Origin of the sequence: Pseudarthrobacter phenanthrenivorans, from assembly GCF_000813845.1 — a bacterium.
In the GTDB taxonomy this organism is placed as follows: domain Bacteria; phylum Actinomycetota; class Actinomycetes; order Actinomycetales; family Micrococcaceae; genus Arthrobacter; species Arthrobacter phenanthrenivorans_B.
This window is the reverse complement of the sequence record NZ_JWTB01000031.1, coordinates 19,908-39,690: the sequence shown is the minus strand read 5'-3', so window position 1 is coordinate 39,690 and position 19,783 is coordinate 19,908. Positions and strand designations below refer to the sequence as shown.

Here is a 19,783-nt window from a genome sequence, read left to right as displayed (position 1 = left end):
CATGATCATCGCCATCGGAAGCGTCATCCTGCTGGCAGCCATCTGCCTGCTGGGCGTGGCCGTGCTCCTGCCCAGCGCGCCCTCGGTGCCGCTGGACCGCCGTCGTCCGTTTGAGCCCGAGCCGCCGTCCTCCATTTCCCGCCTGGCAACGTCGGGGGTCCGCTCTTTGGAGCGCCTTCTCGCCGGGCGAACCGTCAAGCTCTTCTCCCGGGCCGAGCTGGAGAACGCCGGCCTTCGCCTCAGCCAGGCGGAATTCTTCCTCCTGGTGGGAATCGGCGCGTGCGTGGGCATGCTCGTGGGCCTGGTGACCGTCGGTCCCGTGGTGGGGCTGCTCCTCGCCCTGCTGGCGCCCTTCGTGGGCAAACTCGTCCTTGGCTTCCTGGCCGGCAAGCGGCGTGCCGCCTTCGACAGCCAGCTCGGCGACACCCTGCAGCTGCTCTCCGGCGGCCTCCGGGCCGGGCACAGCATCCTGCGTGCCATCGACGCCGCCGCCACCGAATCCCAGAAACCGACGTCGGAGGAGATGCGGCGGGTGATCACCGAGACCAGCCTGGGCCGTGACCTGCTGGCCGCCCTGAATGACACCGCCGACCGGATGAAGAACGAGGATTTCGTCTGGATCTCGCAGGCCATCCAGATCAACCGGGAAGTGGGCGGCAACCTGGCGGAGGTACTGGACCAGGTCAACGAGACCATCCGCGAGCGCGCCGAAATCAAAGGCCACATCAAGGCTTTGGCGGCGGAAGGCAAGTTCTCGGCCTACATCCTGATCGCCATGCCGTTCGGCATCGTGGCCATGCTGCTGGCCGTGAGCCCCAGCTACATGAACTCGATGTTCACCCATCCCCTGGGCTGGGTGATGATCGGGGCCTCGTTTGTCCTGATGACCATTGGCGCGCTGTGGATGCGCAAGATCATCGACCTGAAGTTCTGAGGCCCCGATGAACCTGATCGTCCTCCTGTCCGTTCTGCTGGTCTGCACCCCTGTTGCGGCGCTGGCCTGGTCCATCCTCACCGTGGACAAGCAGGGCCGTGCAGCCGTCTCCGACCTGCTCTCCCGCGGCGCGCCGCCCGTTGCCGCCGCACCGGCATCCAAGCCGGGCCTGCTGGAAGGCATCGGCAGGCGGCTGACTCCCCCGGCCTACGTCGCTTTCCTCGACCGGCTGCTTGCCCTCGCCGGCCGGCCCGCCTCCATGCCGCTGGGCAAGGTCCTGGGGTCAAAACTGGGTATTGGCCTGGCAGGTGTGGCCATTGGCCTGTACCTCACCTCCATCGGAAGCTCCCCGCTGATGAAGCTCGCCGGGCTCTTTGTCCTGGTCCTCGGCTACTTCATCCCTGACCTTCTCCTCTACAGCAAGGGCCAGGAACGGCAAAAGGCCATGCAGCTGGAACTGGCCAACACGCTGGACCAGATGCTCATCTCCGTGGAGGCCGGGTTGGGCTTCGAGGGCGCCATGGCCCGGGCCGGAGAGAACGGCAAGGGACCGCTCGCGGAAGAACTGGTCCGAACCCTGCAGGACATGCAGGTGGGGCGCAGCCGCCGGGAGTCCTACATTGCCCTCGCCGAGAGAACCAACATCCCTGAACTGCGCAGCTTTGTGCAGGCCGTGGTGCAGGCCGACACCTACGGGATCGCCATCAGCCGGGTCCTGCGGGTCCAGGCCAAGGTGATGCGGGTCAAGCGGCGCCAGCGGGCCGAGGAAAAGGCCATGAAACTGCCCGTCATGATCCTTTTCCCGCTGCTGTTTTTTATCTTTCCGGTCCTCTTCATTGCCATTCTGGGACCGGCCGTCATCAATACAGTGGTGACCTTCAGCGGCCAGTAAGGATACTCAGTACGGCGGCAAGGTTGCCTCAAGGTTTACACAGAATGAGAAGAAATAGGACACCGAAGGATTTCCAGGAAGTAGCCTTGAACAATGAAAAGTCCCGATCCCGGTTCCGGCGGAAAGAGCCCCGCTGCGGACTCCCCGCTGTCCGGGGTCGCGTCGCCCGCCGCGTCCGTTCCGCCTGCCGGCTCGGCCCCCTCACTGGAAGCAGCCGCTCTCTTGCCGTTGATTGATGCCGCAGTCCTGGAAGAACTCGAAGACGAACTGGCTGGATCGGGCCTGGCCCAGCGCTTCGCCCGGGACTACGCCGCCATGTGGGACCTGCGGCTGGCCCGGCTCGGATCCGCGGTGGAAAGCCAGGATGAGGCCTCAGCCCTGGACGCGGTGATCAGCCTCAAGATCAGCTCCGCGATGGTGGGCGGGGTACGGCTCGCCAGGCTCGCCGAACTCCTGGAAGGCCTGATCCGGAGGGGCGACTTCGTCCAGGGCCAGGCCCTGATGGCTGGTGTGGCCCTGGACGGGGCCCGCACCGTATCGGAACTGCAGTCCACCTACATCCTGGAGAACGGCTAGCAGTCAGGCATCGTCCGGCCGCCGCGGCGCCAGCCGGTAGCCCACCCCGCGCACGGTCTGCAGCCAGCGCGGCGCCAACTGGTCTTCCTTGAGCTTGCGGCGCAGGTTGCCCACATGCACCTCGACGGCCCGCTCGTCCGCCTCACTGATATACGTGTCCCGGTCGTAGAAGTCGCCCCGTACGGCCCGGACCAGGTCAGCCCTGGTACACACGGCACCGCCGCCCTTCAACAGCACATGGAGCAGGTCGAACTCGCTGCGCGTCAGGCCCAGCGGCTCGCCTTTGATTTCAACGGTGCGCGTCCGGTGGTTCAGCAGCAGGCCGTTATGCTGCAGCACCCCGGGCTCCACCGGGGCGGGAGTAGGCGCCTCCCCCCACTGCGCCGGCTTCTGCCCTGTCACTTCATGCCGGGGCCGCCGCATCATCGCCGCCACCCGCGCCCGGAGTTCCCGGGGCCGGAAAGGTTTGGCGATGTAGTCGTCCGCCCCTGCATTCAAAGCACTCAGCAGGTCCGGTTCCTCGGTCCGGCCGGTCAGCATCACCACGTAGGCATTGCTGAAATTCCGGATCCGGCGGAGAACCTCAAACCCGTCAATGTCGGGCAGGCCGATGTCGAGCGTGACAACGTTGGCCTGCTTGCTGCGGACCACTTCAACCCCGGCCCGTCCATCAACAGCCGTATGCACTTCGAAGCCAGCCTGGGTGAGCACACCTTCGAGAAGGTTGCGCACATCCGCATCGTCTTCGATTACTACAGCTACACCAAGATCGTCCATTGCTATCCCTGCGCCAGGCGGAGATGGCCCCCCATTGGCCCAGCGCCAATGCCATTCCCGCTCCAACCATTTATACGCTACTAGTAAGCCGGGCTGATGACATCCGAATCAGCACCGAAAATTGAAAAGTCAATTATTATGACAAGACATGTGCATTATCCAGAGGAAAGGGCGGATGCCAAGGTAACTGGGGGGAAATCAATGCACCTTGGCGCGCCCGCTTTCCATGTGTAAAGGGGTACGAGTCAGAACCATGGCTGAGCCGTTGTTCCACCGGGGACCCGGCCGCATCTTCCGCCGGCTGGGCACCCGCGCCCAAGTGGCGCTGTGCCAACTCCCCCTCACCGTGATCGTGGCTGCGATCACGGCGGCCACGCCTTTCGCCTGGCCCTCCCTGCTGGACAGCCCCCTGTACGTGGCGGGGATCGTCCTCCACGGGATACTGTTCCTCGGCTGCTTCCTGGTCCCGTGGGAGCGGCTGGCGCACCGCCCGTACCTGCTCATCCCGGTGCTGGATTTCGCCGCCATCGGCTTCCTGCGCAACGGCGCAGCACCCCTCCTGCCGGGTCTGGCGGTGCTCGTCATCTTCCCGGTCATCTGGCTTTCGGCCTCCGGGATGCTGGCCCGCAGCAGCCTGGTCCTCAGCTTCGTTGGGCCGCTCCTGATCATGCTTCCCACCGCAGTGGCACACTTCCCGGCCCTCAAGGCCTCGGACATCACCAGCGCCGTCCTCTTCCCCGTGATGATGCTTGCGGTGTCGCTGGCCATCCGTTTCGCCAGTGTGAGCCTGCGCCAGCAGCAGGCCGAACTGGCGGACAAGGACCGCGAACTCCGGGACCTGCTGGCAGCGAGCCGGGAACGGGAAAAGCTGCTGGAGACGGTCCTGGACGCCACCGACGTGGGGATTGCCGCCGTCGACCGCTCCGGACACTTCCTGGTGTCCAACAGCCGCCAGCGCAACTTCCGCCGCGCCACCGGCGCGGACGACGCCCTCCCCGGCCAGGGCCACCAGCTGATCTTTGGCCAGGACCGCCGCACCCTGCTTCCGCAGGACCGCCGGCCCATCAACCGGGCCATGGCAGGCGAGTCCTTCGCCGACTACCTGGTGTGGGCCGGTGAAGGGCCGGACCAGCGTGCCGTCTCCACGGCGGCCCGCCCTTTGGTCAGTGAGGACGGACGCCTCACCGGCGCCGTGGTGGTCTACACCGACGTCACCGGCTGGGTGGAGTCCCTGGCGGCGAACCAGGAACTGGTGTCCAACGTGTCGCACGAATTCAAGAACCCGCTGAACTCGATCCTCGGCAACGTGGACCTGGTGCTGGACGAAGCTGACGGCCTTCCGCCGCGCGTGGCCCAGCGCCTCGCGGTGGTCCAGCGGAACGCCGAACGGCTGCTGGACCTGGTGGCCGACCTGACGGCCTCTGCCTCCACTTCGCTGAACGTCCATCCCAAGCGGACGGACCTGGCCAGCCTCGTGGAGACCAGCATCAGCTCCGCCCAGGCCTCGGCTCAGCGCTCCCACGTGGAGATCGCCGCCGACGTCCCCTCGCCGCTGTGGGCTTATGCGGATCCGCTCCGCATCGGCCAGGTGCTGGACAACCTGGTCTCCAACGCCATCAAGTACTCCCCCGACGGCGGCCAGGTCAGCATCAGTGCCACGGCGGACCGGCAGTGGGTCCGCCTCAGCGTCCGGGACACGGGGATGGGCATGACCGCGGAGGACGCGGCCCGGGTGTTCAACCGCTTCTTCCGGACGGAATCAGCGCAGAAGGCCGCCATTCCGGGTGCAGGGCTCGGGCTTTCCATCACGCGGATGATCGTGGAGCGGCATGGGGGCAGCATCCAGTGCGAGAGCGGAGCGGGCCAGGGCAGTACCTTCACGGTGATCCTGCCGGCAGAAGGTCCCCCGCCGGCGTTCTAGTTCATCGGCTGCTGGGTAGATGCCGTTTTGACGCCTGAAAACGGCAGCTACGGAGCAATCGATGGGGGCTGGTGCTCCCGTAGTGCCCGGGTCTGCTCCGCGCGGGCCAGCAGCTCGCTGTCTGACGGGTAGGCCACTTCCTCCAGCACGAGTGGGTGCGGCGCCGCAAGCACCGATTTCGCGTCCCGCTTCTGCAGCAGGAGCCGCTCGTACAGCCAGCCCGGGGGCACGGTCCCCTCCCCCACATACAGCGCCGACCCGATCAGGGCCCGCACCATGTTGTGGCAGAAGGCATCCGCCTGGACGGTGGCCACGATGGCCCCGTCCTCGCCGCGCCGGAACTCGAAGCGCTGCAGTTCCCGGACGGTGGTGGCGCCCTCGCGGGGCTTGCAGAAAGACAGGAAGTTCTGCAGGCCCAGCAGCTGCGAGGCGCCCTTGTTGAGGAGGTCGACGTCAAGCGCGTTCTTGTGCCACAGCGTGAAGTACCGCTCCAGCGGGTCCCACAGCGCCGGTCCATCCGCAATCCGGTAGCTGTACCGGCGCCAAAGGGCGGAGAACCGGGCGTCAAAGCCTTCGGGAGCCAGCGAGGCAGCGTGGATCTCCACGGCGCCGGGCAGGTCCCCGAGCGCCCGGTTCAGCGCCCCGCGGAGCCGACGCAGCATGGCGACGGCGGGATCAAGTTCGTGCCCGCGCGGCATTGACTGCCACTCGGCTTCAGTAAGGTCCAGGTGGACCACCTGGCCGCGGGCATGTACACCGGCGTCGGTGCGGCCGGCGACGGTGACCCGGACCTGGCGGCGGACCAGGAGGGCGATCGCCTCTTCCAGGACGCCCTGGACGGTGCGCAGGCCAGGCTGCACTGCCCACCCGCTGAACGGGCCGCCGTCGTAGGAAAGATCGAGCCGGATACGCAAAAACCCGCCGCCCCCTGGAACGGGGGCCGCGGGTTTTTGGTGGTTCACAGACCTAAGTCTATAAGAATCCGGTCAGCGAATTACTTCGCTTCCTTCTCCTCGGCAGCCGGAGCGTCGGCAGCTTCCTCAGCGGCCGGAGCCTCTTCGGTTGCAGCTTCTTTAGCAGCAGGTGCCTCTTCGGTTGCAGCAGCTTCCTCAGCGGCCGGAGCCTCTTCAGCGGGAGCTTCCTCGGCGGCCGGAGCAGCCTTGGCAGCAGCCTGCGTAGCCTCGGCTACGACGGCCTGCTTGGCGGAAACCGGCTCGAGGACCAGTTCGATGACAGCCATGGGGGCGTTGTCGCCCTTGCGGTTGCCGATCTTGGTGATGCGGGTGTAGCCGCCGTCGCGGTTCTCCACGGCCTGGGCGATGTCGGTGAACAGCTCGTGGACGACGCCCTTGTTGCTGATCAGGCCGAGAACGCGGCGGCGGGAAGCGAGGTCGCCACGCTTGGCGAAGGTGACCAGGCGCTCTGCGTACGGCTTCAGGCGCTTGGCCTTGGTCACCGTGGTGGTGATCCGCTTGTGCTCGAACAGGGATGCTGCCAGGTTCGCGAGCATGAGGCGCTCGTGAGCCGGGCCGCCTCCGAGGCGCGGACCCTTAGTGGGGGTAGGCATAATTGTTTCTCCTCATGTGGAAGCCGTGGGCCGCACTCCATGGTGCTGCCCGCCGGCCAAGGTCTGGTTTAGAGTTCGTCGTCGCCGAAGGCGGCGTCGTCCTCTTCGATTGCTGCGGCGCGTGCTGCGAGGTCAAAACCGGGAGGCGAATCCTTGAGGGAAAGGCCCAGTTCAACCAGCTTTGCCTTGACCTCGTCAATGGACTTGGCACCGAAGTTGCGGATGTCCATCAGGTCAGCCTCGGAGCGTGCAACGAGTTCACCCACGGTGTGGATGCCCTCACGCTTGAGGCAGTTGTAGGAACGGACGGTGAGGTCCAGATCCTCGATCGGCAGTGCCATGTCGGCTGCCAGGGCAGCGTCGGTGGGCGACGGGCCGATCTCGATACCTTCAGCTGCGGTGTTCAGCTCACGGGCCAGACCGAACAGTTCCACCAGGGTGGTGCCTGCGGAAGCAACGGCATCGCGCGGGGCGATGGCCTGCTTGGTCTCGACGTCGACAATCAGCTTGTCGAAGTCGGTGCGCTGCTCAACACGGGTTGCTTCCACGCGGAAAGTAACCTTCAGCACCGGCGAGTAGATGGAGTCGACCGGGATGCGGCCGATCTCTGCGTCGCCGGACTTGTTCTGAGCTGCCGAAACGTAGCCGCGGCCGCGCTCGATGGTCAGTTCGAGTTCGAACTTGCCCTTCGAGTTCAGCGTGGCGATGTGCAGATCCGGGTTGTGGAATTCGACGCCGGCCGGCGGAGCGATGTCCGCGGCGGTGACGACTCCGGGGCCCTGCTTGCGCAGGTAAGCCACGACAGGCTCGTCGTGCTCGGAGGAAACCGACAGGTTCTTGATGTTCAGGATGATCTCGGTGACATCTTCCTTGACACCCGGAACCGTGGTGAACTCGTGCAGCACACCATCGATCCGGATGCTGGTTACGGCAGCACCGGGGATGGAGGAGAGCAGGGTACGGCGGAGGGAGTTTCCGAGGGTGTAGCCGAAGCCCGGTTCCAGCGGTTCAATGACGAAACGCGAACGGTTTTCGGACACGACCTCTTCGGAGAGGGTGGGGCGCTGTGCAATGAGCACTTAGGTTTCCTTTCGGCGAGCATCCGCTATATGACGCAACACAGGTGGTGGAAATTCGGTCTGAAGACTTAACGCGCTGGGCTTGCCCGGACCATCACTGGTCCGGGCAAGCTCCTGCTGCGGAAAGAATTAGACGCGGCGGCGCTTCGGCGGGCGGCAGCCGTTGTGGGCTGCGGGGGTGACGTCCTGGATGGAGCCAACCTCGAGGCCAGCGGCCTGCAGCGAACGGATTGCGGTCTCGCGTCCGGAACCCGGGCCCTTGACGAATACGTCTACCTTGCGCATGCCGTGCTCCTGCGCACGCTTGGCAGCGGCTTCAGCAGCCATCTGGGCAGCGAACGGGGTGGACTTGCGCGAGCCCTTGAAGCCAACCTCACCCGAGGAAGCCCAGGAGATAACAGCACCGGTGGGATCCGTGATGGAAACGATGGTGTTGTTAAAGGTGCTCTTGATGTGCGCCTGGCCAAGCGCGATATTCTTCTTGTCCTTCTTACGCGGCTTGCGAACCGCGCCACGAGTCTTCGGGGGCATTTTTTCTCCTACAGAAAGTTATTGGGGAAGTCCGTAAATCCCGGGCGGGGATTTTAACGGGCCTTCTTCTTGCCGGCGACGGTACGCTTCGGGCCCTTGCGGGTACGTGCGTTGGTCTTCGTACGCTGACCGCGTACGGGCAGGCCCTTGCGGTGGCGCAGGCCTTCGTAGCTGCCGATTTCCACCTTGCGGCGGATATCTGCTGCCACTTCGCGGCGAAGGTCACCCTCAACCTTGTAGTTGCCTTCAATGTAGTCACGCAGCTCAACCAGCTGGGCGTCAGTCAGGTCCTTGACGCGAACGTCAGCGCTGATGCCCGTGGCAGCCAGGGTTTCGTGTGCACGGGTCTTGCCCACGCCGTAGATGTAAGTAAGCGCAATTTCCAGCCGCTTTTCGCGGGGAATGTCTACGCCAGCGAGACGAGCCATAGTGGCAGTACTCCTTGATAAACCGGAGGTCGTAGGCAGTACACCCGCACGTTCCGTGCGGCCCCAGCCTCCGACCGGGGGTTAGCTGTCCGGGCTCCATACGTCCCAGATCAGCTTGTGCTGCCTTTATTTACTTGCGTGGGTTAGCAACCCAGGATTTCCTTCAGGGAAGGAAATTAGCCCTGGCGCTGCTTGTGGCGCGGGTTCTCGCAGATCACCATGACCCGGCCATTACGGCGGATCACTTTGCACTTTTCGCAGATCTGCTTGACGCTCGGCTTGACCTTCATGGCATTCCTTTGCGTGTAGCAGTGTGGTCAACTGGAGCAGCAATCAGCGTGCGCTGACGCCGCCCAGCAATTTACTTGTAGCGGTAGACGATACGACCACGGGTGAGGTCGTACGGGCTCAGCTCCACCACTACGCGGTCCTCGGGGAGGATTCGGATGTAGTGCTGACGCATCTTTCCAGAGATGTGTGCCAGGACGATGTGCTTGTTGGTGAGCTCAACGCGAAACATCGCATTAGGCAGCGCCTCGGTCACAACGCCTTCGATCTCAATGACCCCGTCCTTCTTGGCCATACCCTCCGCTAACTGTTGTTGCCGCAGCCCCGCCGGATTGCACCGGGCATGACCACGAACGTTTTTGTTGGATCGATTGCCTACCCCAGGCCCAAAAGGGCGTGGCAGTCCAGACAACCAACAAACAACACTACCCTGTTGGGCGGTAAAAGTTAAATCGGCCATAGTAGCCTACGCGGTGCGGTACGCACCATATTCGCCGGCCGGAGTGCTGATGCCTTCCGCGCTGGCAACGCCGTCCAGGATCGCCAGACGCACGACGTCGGCTGCCGCGCTTTGGAGCGTGATGAGGCTGACCTGCCGGGCAGCGTCGTCGGAGCGGTCGAGTGCGACTGCCTGCGTAGACAAACAAAAAACGGTATCCCCATCGGCAAGTGTGTGGGAAGGATTCAGGGCCCGGGCAATGCCGGCGTGCGAAGCAGCGGCAGTCCTTTGACATTCGGCCACATCAAGAACGGCGTTGGTGGCCACCACGACAAGAGTGGTGTTGAAGGGCGGCGGATCAGTGTTCTCCACGAAGAACTGCAATGTTGGCTCGAACGGAAGTCCGAGTGCGTTGACGATGGCCAGCGCTCCGACCACCACTCCGTTCCCAAGGGTGATCGAGGCTGTGCCTACGCCCCCTTTGTACTGTCCCCGTCCGATGAGTGCGCCGGTGCCTGCGCCGACGTTGCCGCGTCCGACGTCGTGCCCTTCCTTGGATGCCGCCGCGGCGGCGGCTGCAGCGTAGCCCATGTCCGGCGTCGGGCGTGCGGAGAAGTCGCCGCCCCGGCCCAGGTCGAAGATGGCGGCGGCGGGGACGATCGGCACCACTCCCCCGGGCACGGCAAAGCCGCGGCCGTTCTCCTCGCACCAGCGCTGGGTGCCCGCGGCGGACGCGAGCCCGTACGCGCTTCCGCCCGTGAGGACCACGGCGTCCACGGCGCTGACCAGCGTGGTGGGGTCCAGGGCATCCGTTTCGTGGGTGGCCGGGCCACCGCCCTGGACGTCCACCGAACCCGTGGTGCCCGGCGGCGGCAGGACCACTGTTACCCCGCTGAGCCAGCCATCGGTGTCTTTCTGGACGTGGCCCACGCGGATGCCCGGGACGTCGGTAATGGTTCCCATGCCCCTATTCTCCCCTCAGCCGGGCGTGCCCCTGCCGCAGCAGCGAACTTTGTGCGAGACTGCATCCAACACAGCGTTAACGGGCGACGAAGCCTTGGATAACAGTCCCCTGGCAAGGGCATATGCGGGTTTCAGCCCTCTGACGGTCTGGTGTAGTAGTCCCTAGATCCAGCCAGGGCCGGCCACGAGCAGGCTCCCAACCCGGGAGAGACACGCATGACCCGTCAACTCGCCCCGCATCCTTCCGTCAAACCTAAACGGCCGCCGGGCCAGGACGGGAAGGTACCCAGGCGGCGGTGGACCGCAAGGACGCGCCGCGACTTCTTCGTTTTCCTCGCCATGGCGTTGCCGAACCTCGTGCTCATCGCCGTCTTCACCTACCGTCCGCTGTTCAGCAATATCTACTACTCCACGCTGGACTGGACCCTCGGCTCGCCCACCGCAACCGTGGTGGGCCTGGCCAACTACGCCACCTTCTTCAACAGCAACGATGCCCCGAAGGTGCTGGGCACCACCGCTGTCTTCACGCTGGTGACCGTGGGCGGTTCGATGATCCTGGGGTTGCTGGTGGCGCTGGCGCTCAACGCGAAAGTACGCGGAACCACGTTCGCCCGCTCCGCCGTCTTCGCACCGTACGTGCTCTCCGGGGTCGGTGTGGGCCTGGTGTGGCTGTTCATTTTCGACCCCGGCTACGGCGTCCTGGCATGGCTGCTGCGGGGCATCGGCCAGCAGAGCCCGCAGTGGATCAACGATCCCCAGCTCTCACTGGTCATGGTGATCCTGGTGTACGTCTGGAAGAACCTGGGCTACTGCGCGGTGGTGTATCTCGCCGGGCTGCAGTCTCTTCCGCAGGAGGTCATGGAAGCGGCGTCGCTCGACGGCGCCAACGGGTTCCGCCGCTTCGTCAGCATTTCGCTGCCGCTGCTGTCCCCCACCACGTTCTTCCTCCTGATCACCACAATGCTCAGTTCCCTGCAGGCCTTCGACCTGATCCGGATCATGACACCGCTGGGCACGGGCACCAGCACCCTGATCTACGAGGCCTACCTCCAGGCCTTCGGCGCCTACAACAGGGCCGGCTACTCGGCAGCCATTTCCGTGGTCCTGTTCGCCATCCTCCTGGTGATCACCGTGCTTCAGCTGCGGTTCGTTGAACGAAAGGTGCACTACTCGTGACCTCCCTGTCCCCGGTGAATCCGGACCCCGCCGCAACCACCGCCGCACCGGAACCGGCCCTTCGACGCGACCACCCGTTCTCCCGCCGGAACCTGGTCCGGACCGTGATGGGCGGCTACCTGCCGCTGCTCGTCGCCACCCTGGTGGTGTTCCTGCCGCTGCTGTGGATGGTGCTGAGCTCCTTCAAACAGTCCGGCGAAATCGTCACGACAGACCTGAAGATCCTTCCGGAAAGCCTGAACCTGGAGAACTACCGGACCGCCATGACCACGGTGCCGTTTGGACAGTTCTTCCTGAACAGCACCATCGTCACCCTGTCCGGGGCCACCATCAAGGTGCTGCTGGCGATCCTGACGGCGTATGCCCTGGTCTTTGTCCGCTTCCCGTTCCGGAACTTCATTTTCCTGCTGATCCTGGTGGCCCTCATGGTGCCGCCGCAGGTGTCCATCCTGCCCAACTTCATCCTGATCGCGGGCATTGGCGGAAAGAACACCCTGTGGGGCATCATCCTCCCGGGCCTGGGGACCGCCTTCGGCACCTTCCTGCTCCGCCAGCACTTCCGGACCCTCCCGGCGTCCATCCTCGAGTCGGCGGAAGTGGATGGTGCCGGGCATTGGCGCCGGTTGTGGCAGATCGTGGTCCCGGTCTCCGTCCCGTCCATCGCCACCGTGGCACTGGTGACCATCGTGACCGAATGGAACGACTACATCTGGCCGCTCATCATCACGGACCGGCCGGAAACCATGACCCTGCCCGTGGGCCTCACCCTGCTGCAGAACAACGAAAGCAACGCCGCCGGCTGGGGTGTCCTCATGGCCGGGGCCGTCCTGGTCATCGTGCCGATCCTGATTATCTTCGCCGCCCTGCAGCGCTACATCGTCGCGGGCCTCACCCAGGGCAGCGTGACCGGCTAAGCCGCCGGCCGCCGTCGTACTTCACACCTTGCAGTACATTCCGACCTTCCACTGGCAACAACCGAAAGGAACCGTCATGACACACCTGGACCGGAGGCATTTCCTGGGCCTGGCAGGGGTAACCGCCTCTGCCGCCGCACTGGCCGCATGCGGCGGCCCCTCAACGAGCGGCGGGGGCCAGGCGACCTCCCAGGCCGCCGAGATCGACTTCAACGGCGTGAAGCCGGCGGCCAAGATCGACTTCTGGTCCAGCCACCCCGGGCAGTCGCAGGACGTGGAGAAAAGCCTGATCGACAAATTCCACGCCAAGAACCCCGACATCACAGTCAACCTGGTCACCGCGGGCGCGAACTACGAGGAAATCGCGCAGAAGTTCCAGACCGCGCAGGCGGCCAAGTCCGGCCTGCCCGGCGTCGTGGTGCTCTCCGACGTCTGGTGGTTCCGCTACTACACCAACGGCAGCATCATCCCCGTGGACAGCCTGACCAAGAAGCTCGACATGAAGATGGACGACTTCCAGCAGTCACTGGTCAACGACTACAAGTACGACGGCAAGCAGTGGGCACTCCCCTACGGCCGGTCGACGCCGCTGTTCTACTACAACAAGGACCACTTCGCGGCGGCTGGGCTTCCGGACCGGGCACCGAAGACCTGGGACGAGTTCGCCGGCTGGGCGCCCAAGCTGAAGGCTAGCTCCGGCGCCCAGTACGCGTACATCTATCCGGCCCTGGCCGGATACGCGGGGTGGACGCTGCAGAACATGCTGTGGGGCTGGGGCGGCGGCTGGTCCAAGGAATGGGATATCACCTGCGACTCCACTGATTCCGTGGCAGCGCTGCAGTGGGCGCAGGATTCGATCTACAAGGACAAGTGGGCCGGTGTCTCGTCCAAGGAGGCCGCCGATGACTTCTCGGCCGGGTTGACCTCCACCACCATCTCTTCGACGGGTTCACTGCTGGGGATCCTGAAGTCCGCCAAGTTCAACGTGGGCGTGGGCTTCCTGCCGGGCGGACCGAAGGCGCAGTCCAACGTGTGCCCCACCGGCGGCGCAGGGCTCGGCATTCCCAGCGGGATCACCAAGGAGGAACAGCTTGCCGCCGGGATGTTCCTGGACTTCGTCACCCAGCCGGAAAGCACGGCCGAGTTCTCGGCAGCCACCGGTTACATGCCCACCCGCAAGTCCGCGGACATGGCAGCCGTCCTGGCCAAGACTCCGCAGATCAAGACGGCCATGGACCAGCTGGCGGTCACGAAGGTCCAGGACAACGCGCGCGTCTTCCTCCCCGGCGCCGACCAGGAGATGGCCAAGGCAGCGGCGAAGATCCTGACCCAGCAGGGCGACGTCAAGTCGACCATGACCGACCTGAAGAACACGCTGCAGTCCATCTACGACCGGGACGTGAAACCCAAGCTGAAGTCGTAGCGGGGCATTCGACGCGTAAAAGCCCTGGCGACCCCTGTATCCAGGAGTCGCCAGGGCTTTTGCGTGTCGCAGGCGAACGTGCGCGTCCCTTACGGGATCGGCACCGGGGTGACGCCGAGGGGCACCAGGTGCTCCGCGCCGCCGTCGGGCGCCGACAGCACCCAAATGCCTTTTTCGTGGACGGCCACGGAGTGCTCCCACTGGCAGGAACGCTTCCCGTCGGTGGTCACCACGGTCCAGTCGTCCTCCAGGACAGCGGTCTCGATGCCGCCGCGGACCAGCATGGGCTCGATGGCGAGGCAGAGGCCGGGCCTGATCTTGGGGCCGCGGTGGTTGGTGCGGTAGTTCAGGACGTCAGGGGCCATGTGCATTTCGGAGCCAATGCCGTGGCCCACGTAGTCCTCCAGGATGCCCAGCGGCCTTCCGGGGACGGAGGAGACGTAGTCATCGATGGCGGCGCCGATGTCACCCACGTGCTTGCCGGTGGCCAGGGCTGCGATTCCCCGCCACATGGCTGCCTGCGTAACGTCGGAGAGCCGCTGGTCCTCGGGATCCGCCGTTCCCACAATCACGGTGCGGGCGGAATCGGAGTGCCAGCCATTGACGATCGCGCCGCCGTCGATCGAGATGATGTCGCCGTCCTGCAGGACCCTGCTGCCCGGGATGCCGTGCACCACTTCCTCGTTGACGGACGTGCAGATGGTGGCCGGGAAGCCGTGGTAGCCCAGGAAGTTGGACTTGGCGCCCGCGTCGTTCAGGACGGCGGCGAAGACGTCATCCAGGTGCTTGGTGGTAACCCCCGGCACGGCGGCGGCAACGGCGGCGTCCAGTGCACGGCTGAGCACCAGGCCGGCCTCGTGCATGGTGCGCATCTGGGCGTTGTTCTTGTATTCGATGCGGGGCTGGCCGAAGGCCATGGTGTTTCCTTTCAAATGGCTGAGGCTCCTCCCGGATTCCGGGAGGAGCCTCGATAAACCGGGCGCCTGAGGTCAGGCTGCCTGTGCGGCCTTGATGGCCTGCATCACGCGGTTGGTTACTTCGTCAATGGGACCGATCCCGTCGACCTGGGTGAGGATGCCGCGCTCGGCGTACTTCGCCACCACGGCTTCAGTCTGCTCGTGGTACAGGTCCAGGCGGTGGCGGATGACGGCTTCGTTGTCGTCGCTCCGGCCCGTTTCCTTGGCCCGGCCCAGGAGGCGGTGCACCAGTTCTTCATCGTCGGCGGTCAGCTGGAGGACCACGTCGAGCTTCTCGTCGCCGTCGGCGAGGATCTCGTCAAGGTAGTCCACCTGCGCGGTGGTGCGCGGGTAGCCGTCCAGCAGGAAGCCGTTCTCGACGTCGGATTCGTTCAGCCGGTCGCGGACCATCTTGTTGGTCACGCTGTCCGGGACGAAGTCACCGTTGTCCATGTACTTCTTTGCCTCGATGCCGAGCGGGGTTTCGCCCTTCACGTTGGCCCGGAAGATGTCGCCGGTGGAGATGGCCACAACGCCGAGGCGTTCTGAGATCCGCTCCGCCTGCGTTCCTTTTCCGGAACCGGGAGGTCCAATAATCAGCATTCTCGTCATCGCAAAAGCCCTTCGTAGTGACGTTGTTGTAGCTGCGCATCAATCTGCTTGACGGTCTCCAGGCCAACGCCCACCATGATCAGGATCGAGGTGCCACCGAACGGGAAGTTCTGGTTTGCGTTGATCAGCACCAGTGCCACCAGCGGGATCAGCGCCACGAAGCCCAGGTACAGGGCGCCGGGGAGGGTGATCCGTGAGAGCACGTACTGCAGGTAATCAGCGGTCGGCCTGCCGGCGCGGATACCTGGAATGAAGCCGCCGTACTTCTTCATGTTGTCTGAGACTTCTTCAGGGTTGAAGGTAATCGCGACGTAGAAGTAGGTGAAGAACACGATCAGGACGAAGTAAACCGCCATATAGATCGGGTGGTCACCGCGGGTCAGGTTGTTGTTGATCCACTCAACCCACGGCTGCATGGGCTCACCGTTCCGGGGCTGGTTGAACTGCGCGATCAACCCGGGAATGTAGAGCATGGAGGAAGCGAAGATCACCGGAATGACACCGGCCATGTTCACCTTGATGGGGATGTAGGTGCTGGTGCCGCCCACGGTACGCCGGCCAATCATCCGCTTGGCGTACTGCACCGGAACGCGCCGCTGCGACTGTTCCACGAAGACTACGAGCGCCACGGTCAGCAGGCCCACCACCAGGACGAGGAAGAACGTTCCCGGTCCCTGCGAGGTCCAGATGGCACCCAGCGAGGTGGGGAACTGGGCCGCGATGGACGTGAAGATGAGCAGCGACATGCCGTTACCCACGCCCTTCTCGGTGACGAGTTCGCCCATCCACATGATCAGGCCGGTTCCGGCCGTGAGGGTGATGATGATCAGGATCGTGGTGATGATGCTGCTGTTGGGAATGATCGGCAGCTGGCAGCCGGGAAGCAGCTGCCCGGAGCGGGCCAGGGACACCAGGGTGGTCGCGTTCAGCAGGCCGAGCGCAATGGTGAGGTAGCGGGTGTACTGGGTCAGCTTGGACTGGCCCGACGCTCCCTCGTCGTAGAGCTCCTGGAACCGGGGAATGACCACCCGGAGCAGCTGCACGATGATGCTGGCCGTGATGTAGGGCATGATGCCCAGGGCGAAAATCGACACCTGGAGCAACGCGCCGCCGCTGAAGAGGTTAACGAGCTGGTACAGCCCGCCGGCCGTCTGACCGTTCTGCAAGCATTGCTGGACATTCTGGTAGTTCACACCTGGCGAGGGAATGAAAGCACCCAAGCGGAAGATGGTGATGATTCCCAGCGTGAACAACAACTTGCGTCGCAGATCAGGCGTGCGAAAGGCCCGGCCAAATGCGCTAAGCAAGCGTCCTCCTGTGGTGTCAATAAGGGTGGGGTGACGGAATGTGATAAATCCCGACAACCGAGTCTAACGGTTGGATGCGCCATGCGAACAATCCGTCCCTGCCCGCATGCGCCGGATGGCGGGAATTAGTCGCCCGGCGGATGTGAAAAACTCCCGGTATCCGGGGCCGAAGCCCGCGGATACCGGGAGTTCAACAGCTGGCGCCGTCCCTTACAGGGCGGTGGTGCTTCCGCCTGCTGCAGCGATCTTTTCAGCGGCGCTGGCCGAGAATGCGTGGGCGGTGACGTCAACCTTGACGGTGATGTCGCCGGTGCCCAGCACCTTGACGGGCTGGTTCTTGCGAACGGCACCCTTTTCGACCAGGTTCTCCACGGTGACTGCGCCACCTTCCGGGAACAGCTCGTTGAGCTTGTCCAGGTTTACAACCTGGAACTCAACCCGGAACGGGTTCTTGAAGCCGCGCAGCTTCGGCAGGCGCATGTGCAGCGGCAGCTGGCCGCCGGCAAAGCCAGCCTTCACCTGGTAGCGGGCAGCAGTACCCTTGGTACCGCGGCCGGCGGTCTTACCCTTGGATGCCTCACCACGACCAACACGGGTCTTGGCGGTCTTGGCACCCGGAGCGGGACGCAGGTGGTGAACCTTCAGGGCGTTCTGCTTCTCAGCAGCCTGTGCCTTATCAGCAGTGTTCTCTGCCATTTACTTCGCCTCCTCTACCTTTACCAGGTGCGGAACCGTGTTGAGCATTCCAACGGTCACGGCGTCGGCGGTGCGGACAACGGTGTGTCCGATCCGCTTCAGGCCGAGGGACCGCAGGGTGTCGCGCTGGTTCTGCTTGCCGCCAATGGCGGACTTGATCTGAGTGATTTCCAACTGAGCGTCGGAGGGGACCAGGTTCTTAGCCATGACTAAACACCTGCCTTCGGAGCCAGGAGGGCCTTCACCAGTGCCGGCGGAGCGATCTCGTCCAGCGGCAGGCCGCGGCGTGCTGCCACGGATGCCGGCTCTTCGAGGCGCTTCAGGGCATCAACGGTCGCGTGCACGATGTTGATGGCGTTGGAGGAACCGAGCGACTTGGAGAGGATGTCGTGGATGCCCACGCACTCCAGTACTGCACGGACCGGACCACCGGCGATAACACCGGTACCGGCGGAAGCCGGACGCAGCATTACGACGCCGGCAGCGGCTTCACCCTGAACGCGGTGCGGGATGGTGTTGCCAACGCGGGGGACGCGGAAGAAGGACTTCTTGGCCTCTTCAACGCCCTTGGCGATAGCAGCGGGAACTTCCTTGGCCTTGCCGTAGCCCACGCCGACCATGCCGTTACCGTCACCAACGACGACGAGTGCGGTGAAGCTGAAGCGACGACCACCCTTGACGACCTTGGAAACGCGGTTGATGGTGACAACGCGCTCTACGAACTGGTTCTTTTCGGCTTCACGGCCACCGTCGCGGCCGCCACGGCCACCGCGGTCGCCGCGGCCCTGGCCGCGGTCGCCACGCTCGCCGCGACGGGCGCCACCACGGCGGTCCTCGGCAGCGGGGGCAGTGGTCTCAGCAGCTGCGGCTTCGGGAGCCTTCTGATCTGCAGACACAGTGTCCTTTTCCTTGTTTGCTTCGGTCACAGTGACAGCCCACCTTCGCGTGCACCGTCGGCGACGGCGGCAATCCGGCCGTGGTACTTGTTACCACCACGGTCGAACACGACAGCCTCGACGCCGGCAGCCTTGGCACGTTCGGCAACGAGCTCGCCGACGCGCTTGGCCTTGGCAGTCTTGTCACCGTCGAATGCACGGAGGTCGGCTTCCAGAGTGGACGCGCTTGCTACGGTCTGGCCAATGCTGTCATCGACAACCTGGACAAATACGTGGCGTGCGGAGCGGTTGACCACCAGGCGGGGGCGGGCAGCCGTACCGGCAATGCGCTTGCGGATACGAAGCTGGCGGCGGCTGCGGGCAGCAGCCTTGCTCTTGTTCGCACGCTTCTTGTTAATGGAGATGGCCATGGTTACTTACCAGCCTTTCCGACCTTGCGGCGGATGACTTCGCCGGCGTAACGGATGCCCTTGCCCTTGTAGGGGTCAGGCTTCCGCAGCTTACGAATGTTGGCAGCAACTTCGCCGACCTGCTGCTTGTTGATTCCTGAGACAGAGAGCTTGGTCGGTCCCTCTACTGCAAAGGTGATGCCGGCCGGAGCCGAAACGTTGACCGGGTGGCTGTAGCCCAGAGCGAACTCGAGGTCAGATCCCTTGGCCTGAACGCGGTAACCGGTACCGACGATTTCAAGCTTCTTCTCGTAGCCTGCGGTAACGCCCTGGATCATGTTGGCGATCAGGGTGCGGGTCAGGCCGTGGAGCGAACGGGAGGCGCGCTCGTCGTTCGGGCGGGTGACGGTCAGGGTGTTGTCTTCCAGGGCAACCTCGATGGGGCTGGCCACAGTGTGGCTCAGCTCGCCCTTGGAACCCTTGACGCTGACGACAGAGCCGTCAACCTTGACCTCAACGCCGGCAGGAACGGTGATGGGGAGACGTCCAATACGTGACATTATTCTCTTCCTTTCCCGTTACCAGACGTACGCGAGGACTTCGCCGCCCACGCCCTTCTTGCCGGCCTGCTTGTCAGTCAGGAGGCCGGAAGAGGTGGACAGGATTGCGATACCCAGGCCACCGAGCACGTGAGGCAGGTTGGTGGACTTCGCGTAAACGCGGAGACCCGGCTTGGAGATGCGGCGTACGCCGGCGATGGAACGCTCGCGGTTCGGACCGAACTTGAGTTCGAGGGTCAGCTTCTTGCCAACCTCGGCGTCCTCTTCCTTCCAGCCGGCGATGAAACCTTCGGCTTTGAGGATGTCGGCAACGCGTGCCTTGAGCTTGCTGTAAGGCATAGACACGGTGTCGTGGTATGCCGAGTTTGCGTTACGCAGGCGCGTAAGCATATCTGCGACAGGATCTGTCATTGTCATGTGGGCTCATGCCCTTCCTCGTAACGGTTTCCGCCGTCCCGC

At 64.3% G+C, this 19,783-nt stretch carries 25 protein-coding genes; 7 read left to right on the top strand and 18 right to left on the bottom strand.

The features are described 5' to 3' along the window. Position 1: 1 nt before the first annotated feature. The 3 genes from RM50_RS15765 (at position 2) to RM50_RS15755 (ending at position 2,402) form a co-directional block, all read left to right on the top strand. The gene (locus RM50_RS15765) at positions 2-934 is read left to right on the top strand and encodes a type II secretion system F family protein (protein ID WP_043454655.1); all 933 of its coding nucleotides are present in this window, start codon (positions 2-4) and stop codon (positions 932-934) included. A gap of 7 nt (positions 935-941) precedes the next feature. After that, positions 942-1,826 carry a type II secretion system F family protein gene (locus tag RM50_RS15760; RefSeq protein ID WP_043454653.1) on the top strand — a complete coding sequence of 295 codons (885 nt, stop codon included), beginning with the start codon at positions 942-944 and terminating at the stop codon, positions 1,824-1,826. Positions 1,827-1,919: 93 nt separating this feature from the next. Further along, positions 1,920-2,402 carry an Hpt domain-containing protein gene (locus tag RM50_RS15755; protein ID WP_043454650.1) on the top strand — a complete coding sequence of 161 codons (483 nt, stop codon included), beginning with the start codon at positions 1,920-1,922 and terminating at the stop codon, positions 2,400-2,402. Between the two features lie 3 nt (positions 2,403-2,405). Here the strand turns inward: RM50_RS15755 and RM50_RS15750 are convergent, their stop codons facing one another. Then, positions 2,406-3,179: a response regulator transcription factor gene (locus RM50_RS15750; protein ID WP_043454647.1), complete on the bottom strand. Its 774-nt coding sequence runs from the start codon at positions 3,177-3,179 to the stop codon at positions 2,406-2,408. 253 nt (positions 3,180-3,432) lie between these two features. Between RM50_RS15750 and RM50_RS15745 the strand changes: the two genes are divergently transcribed. Continuing rightward, on the top strand, positions 3,433-5,100 hold the full coding sequence (locus RM50_RS15745; RefSeq protein ID WP_043454644.1) for a sensor histidine kinase: 1,668 nt from the start codon (positions 3,433-3,435) through the stop codon (positions 5,098-5,100). A gap of 47 nt (positions 5,101-5,147) precedes the next feature. On the opposite strand, the gene truA is transcribed toward RM50_RS15745, so the two are convergent. From truA to RM50_RS15705, 8 genes are all read right to left on the bottom strand, one after another. Beyond that, positions 5,148-6,062, bottom strand: a complete 915-nt coding sequence (truA, locus tag RM50_RS15740) for a tRNA pseudouridine(38-40) synthase TruA (protein ID WP_043454642.1) — start codon at positions 6,060-6,062, stop codon at positions 5,148-5,150. A 32-nt stretch (positions 6,063-6,094) separates the two neighbouring features. Next, entirely contained in the window at positions 6,095-6,667 is a 573-nt protein-coding gene (gene rplQ, locus RM50_RS15735) for a 50S ribosomal protein L17 (protein WP_043454640.1), read from the bottom strand. A gap of 68 nt (positions 6,668-6,735) precedes the next feature. Further along, positions 6,736-7,746, bottom strand: coding sequence for a DNA-directed RNA polymerase subunit alpha (locus tag RM50_RS15730; protein WP_009358719.1), 1,011 nt, complete (start codon positions 7,744-7,746; stop codon positions 6,736-6,738). Between the two features lie 129 nt (positions 7,747-7,875). Further along, positions 7,876-8,277: a 30S ribosomal protein S11 gene (gene rpsK, locus RM50_RS15725; protein WP_009358720.1), complete on the bottom strand. Its 402-nt coding sequence runs from the start codon at positions 8,275-8,277 to the stop codon at positions 7,876-7,878. A gap of 53 nt (positions 8,278-8,330) precedes the next feature. Continuing rightward, positions 8,331-8,705: a 30S ribosomal protein S13 gene (gene rpsM / locus RM50_RS15720; RefSeq protein ID WP_003803743.1), complete on the bottom strand. Its 375-nt coding sequence runs from the start codon at positions 8,703-8,705 to the stop codon at positions 8,331-8,333. Positions 8,706-8,881: 176 nt separating this feature from the next. After that, entirely contained in the window at positions 8,882-8,995 is a 114-nt protein-coding gene (gene rpmJ, locus RM50_RS15715; RefSeq protein WP_009358722.1) for a 50S ribosomal protein L36, read from the bottom strand. 71 nt (positions 8,996-9,066) lie between these two features. Beyond that, positions 9,067-9,288 carry a translation initiation factor IF-1 gene (infA, locus tag RM50_RS15710; protein ID WP_009358723.1) on the bottom strand — a complete coding sequence of 74 codons (222 nt, stop codon included), beginning with the start codon at positions 9,286-9,288 and terminating at the stop codon, positions 9,067-9,069. Positions 9,289-9,459: 171 nt separating this feature from the next. Next, positions 9,460-10,395, bottom strand: coding sequence for a P1 family peptidase (locus tag RM50_RS15705; RefSeq protein WP_043454638.1), 936 nt, complete (start codon positions 10,393-10,395; stop codon positions 9,460-9,462). A gap of 216 nt (positions 10,396-10,611) precedes the next feature. On the opposite strand from RM50_RS15705, the gene RM50_RS15700 reads away from it, so the two are divergent. From RM50_RS15700 to RM50_RS15690, 3 genes are all read left to right on the top strand, one after another. After that, a complete protein-coding gene (locus tag RM50_RS15700; protein ID WP_205622284.1) occupies positions 10,612-11,571 on the top strand; it encodes a carbohydrate ABC transporter permease in 960 nt (319 codons plus the stop codon). Continuing rightward, positions 11,568-12,485 (top strand): carbohydrate ABC transporter permease, encoded by a 918-nt coding sequence (locus tag RM50_RS15695; protein ID WP_043454634.1) that lies wholly within the window; start codon positions 11,568-11,570, stop codon positions 12,483-12,485. Before RM50_RS15700 ends, RM50_RS15695 begins: the two co-directional genes overlap by 4 nt. 76 nt (positions 12,486-12,561) lie before the next feature. Continuing rightward, a complete protein-coding gene (locus tag RM50_RS15690) occupies positions 12,562-13,908 on the top strand; it encodes an ABC transporter substrate-binding protein (protein WP_043454632.1) in 1,347 nt (448 codons plus the stop codon). A gap of 89 nt (positions 13,909-13,997) precedes the next feature. Here RM50_RS15690 and map read toward each other — a convergent pair whose 3' ends face one another. The 9 genes from map to rpsH form a co-directional block, all read right to left on the bottom strand. After that, positions 13,998-14,825: a type I methionyl aminopeptidase gene (gene map, locus RM50_RS15685; RefSeq protein ID WP_043454629.1), complete on the bottom strand. Its 828-nt coding sequence runs from the start codon at positions 14,823-14,825 to the stop codon at positions 13,998-14,000. A 72-nt stretch (positions 14,826-14,897) separates the two neighbouring features. After that, the gene (locus RM50_RS15680; RefSeq protein ID WP_205622286.1) at positions 14,898-15,467 is read right to left on the bottom strand and encodes an adenylate kinase; all 570 of its coding nucleotides are present in this window, start codon (positions 15,465-15,467) and stop codon (positions 14,898-14,900) included. Positions 15,468-15,472: 5 nt separating this feature from the next. Further along, positions 15,473-16,783 carry a preprotein translocase subunit SecY gene (gene secY, locus RM50_RS15675; RefSeq protein ID WP_043454625.1) on the bottom strand — a complete coding sequence of 437 codons (1,311 nt, stop codon included), beginning with the start codon at positions 16,781-16,783 and terminating at the stop codon, positions 15,473-15,475. Between the two features lie 210 nt (positions 16,784-16,993). Continuing rightward, the gene (rplO, locus tag RM50_RS15670; protein ID WP_013601817.1) at positions 16,994-17,479 is read right to left on the bottom strand and encodes a 50S ribosomal protein L15; all 486 of its coding nucleotides are present in this window, start codon (positions 17,477-17,479) and stop codon (positions 16,994-16,996) included. Then, positions 17,480-17,686: a 50S ribosomal protein L30 gene (gene rpmD / locus RM50_RS15665; RefSeq protein WP_009358731.1), complete on the bottom strand. Its 207-nt coding sequence runs from the start codon at positions 17,684-17,686 to the stop codon at positions 17,480-17,482. Between the two features lie 2 nt (positions 17,687-17,688). Next, positions 17,689-18,405: a 30S ribosomal protein S5 gene (rpsE, locus tag RM50_RS15660; RefSeq protein WP_043454622.1), complete on the bottom strand. Its 717-nt coding sequence runs from the start codon at positions 18,403-18,405 to the stop codon at positions 17,689-17,691. Further along, the gene (rplR, locus tag RM50_RS15655; protein ID WP_043454620.1) at positions 18,402-18,785 is read right to left on the bottom strand and encodes a 50S ribosomal protein L18; all 384 of its coding nucleotides are present in this window, start codon (positions 18,783-18,785) and stop codon (positions 18,402-18,404) included. The genes rpsE and rplR overlap by 4 nt, the downstream gene beginning before the upstream one ends. Before the next feature lie 2 nt (positions 18,786-18,787). Beyond that, positions 18,788-19,324, bottom strand: a complete 537-nt coding sequence (rplF, locus tag RM50_RS15650; RefSeq protein ID WP_043454618.1) for a 50S ribosomal protein L6 — start codon at positions 19,322-19,324, stop codon at positions 18,788-18,790. A gap of 18 nt (positions 19,325-19,342) precedes the next feature. Further along, positions 19,343-19,741, bottom strand: coding sequence for a 30S ribosomal protein S8 (rpsH, locus tag RM50_RS15645; RefSeq protein ID WP_043454616.1), 399 nt, complete (start codon positions 19,739-19,741; stop codon positions 19,343-19,345). Between the last annotated feature and the right edge of the window lie 42 nt (positions 19,742-19,783).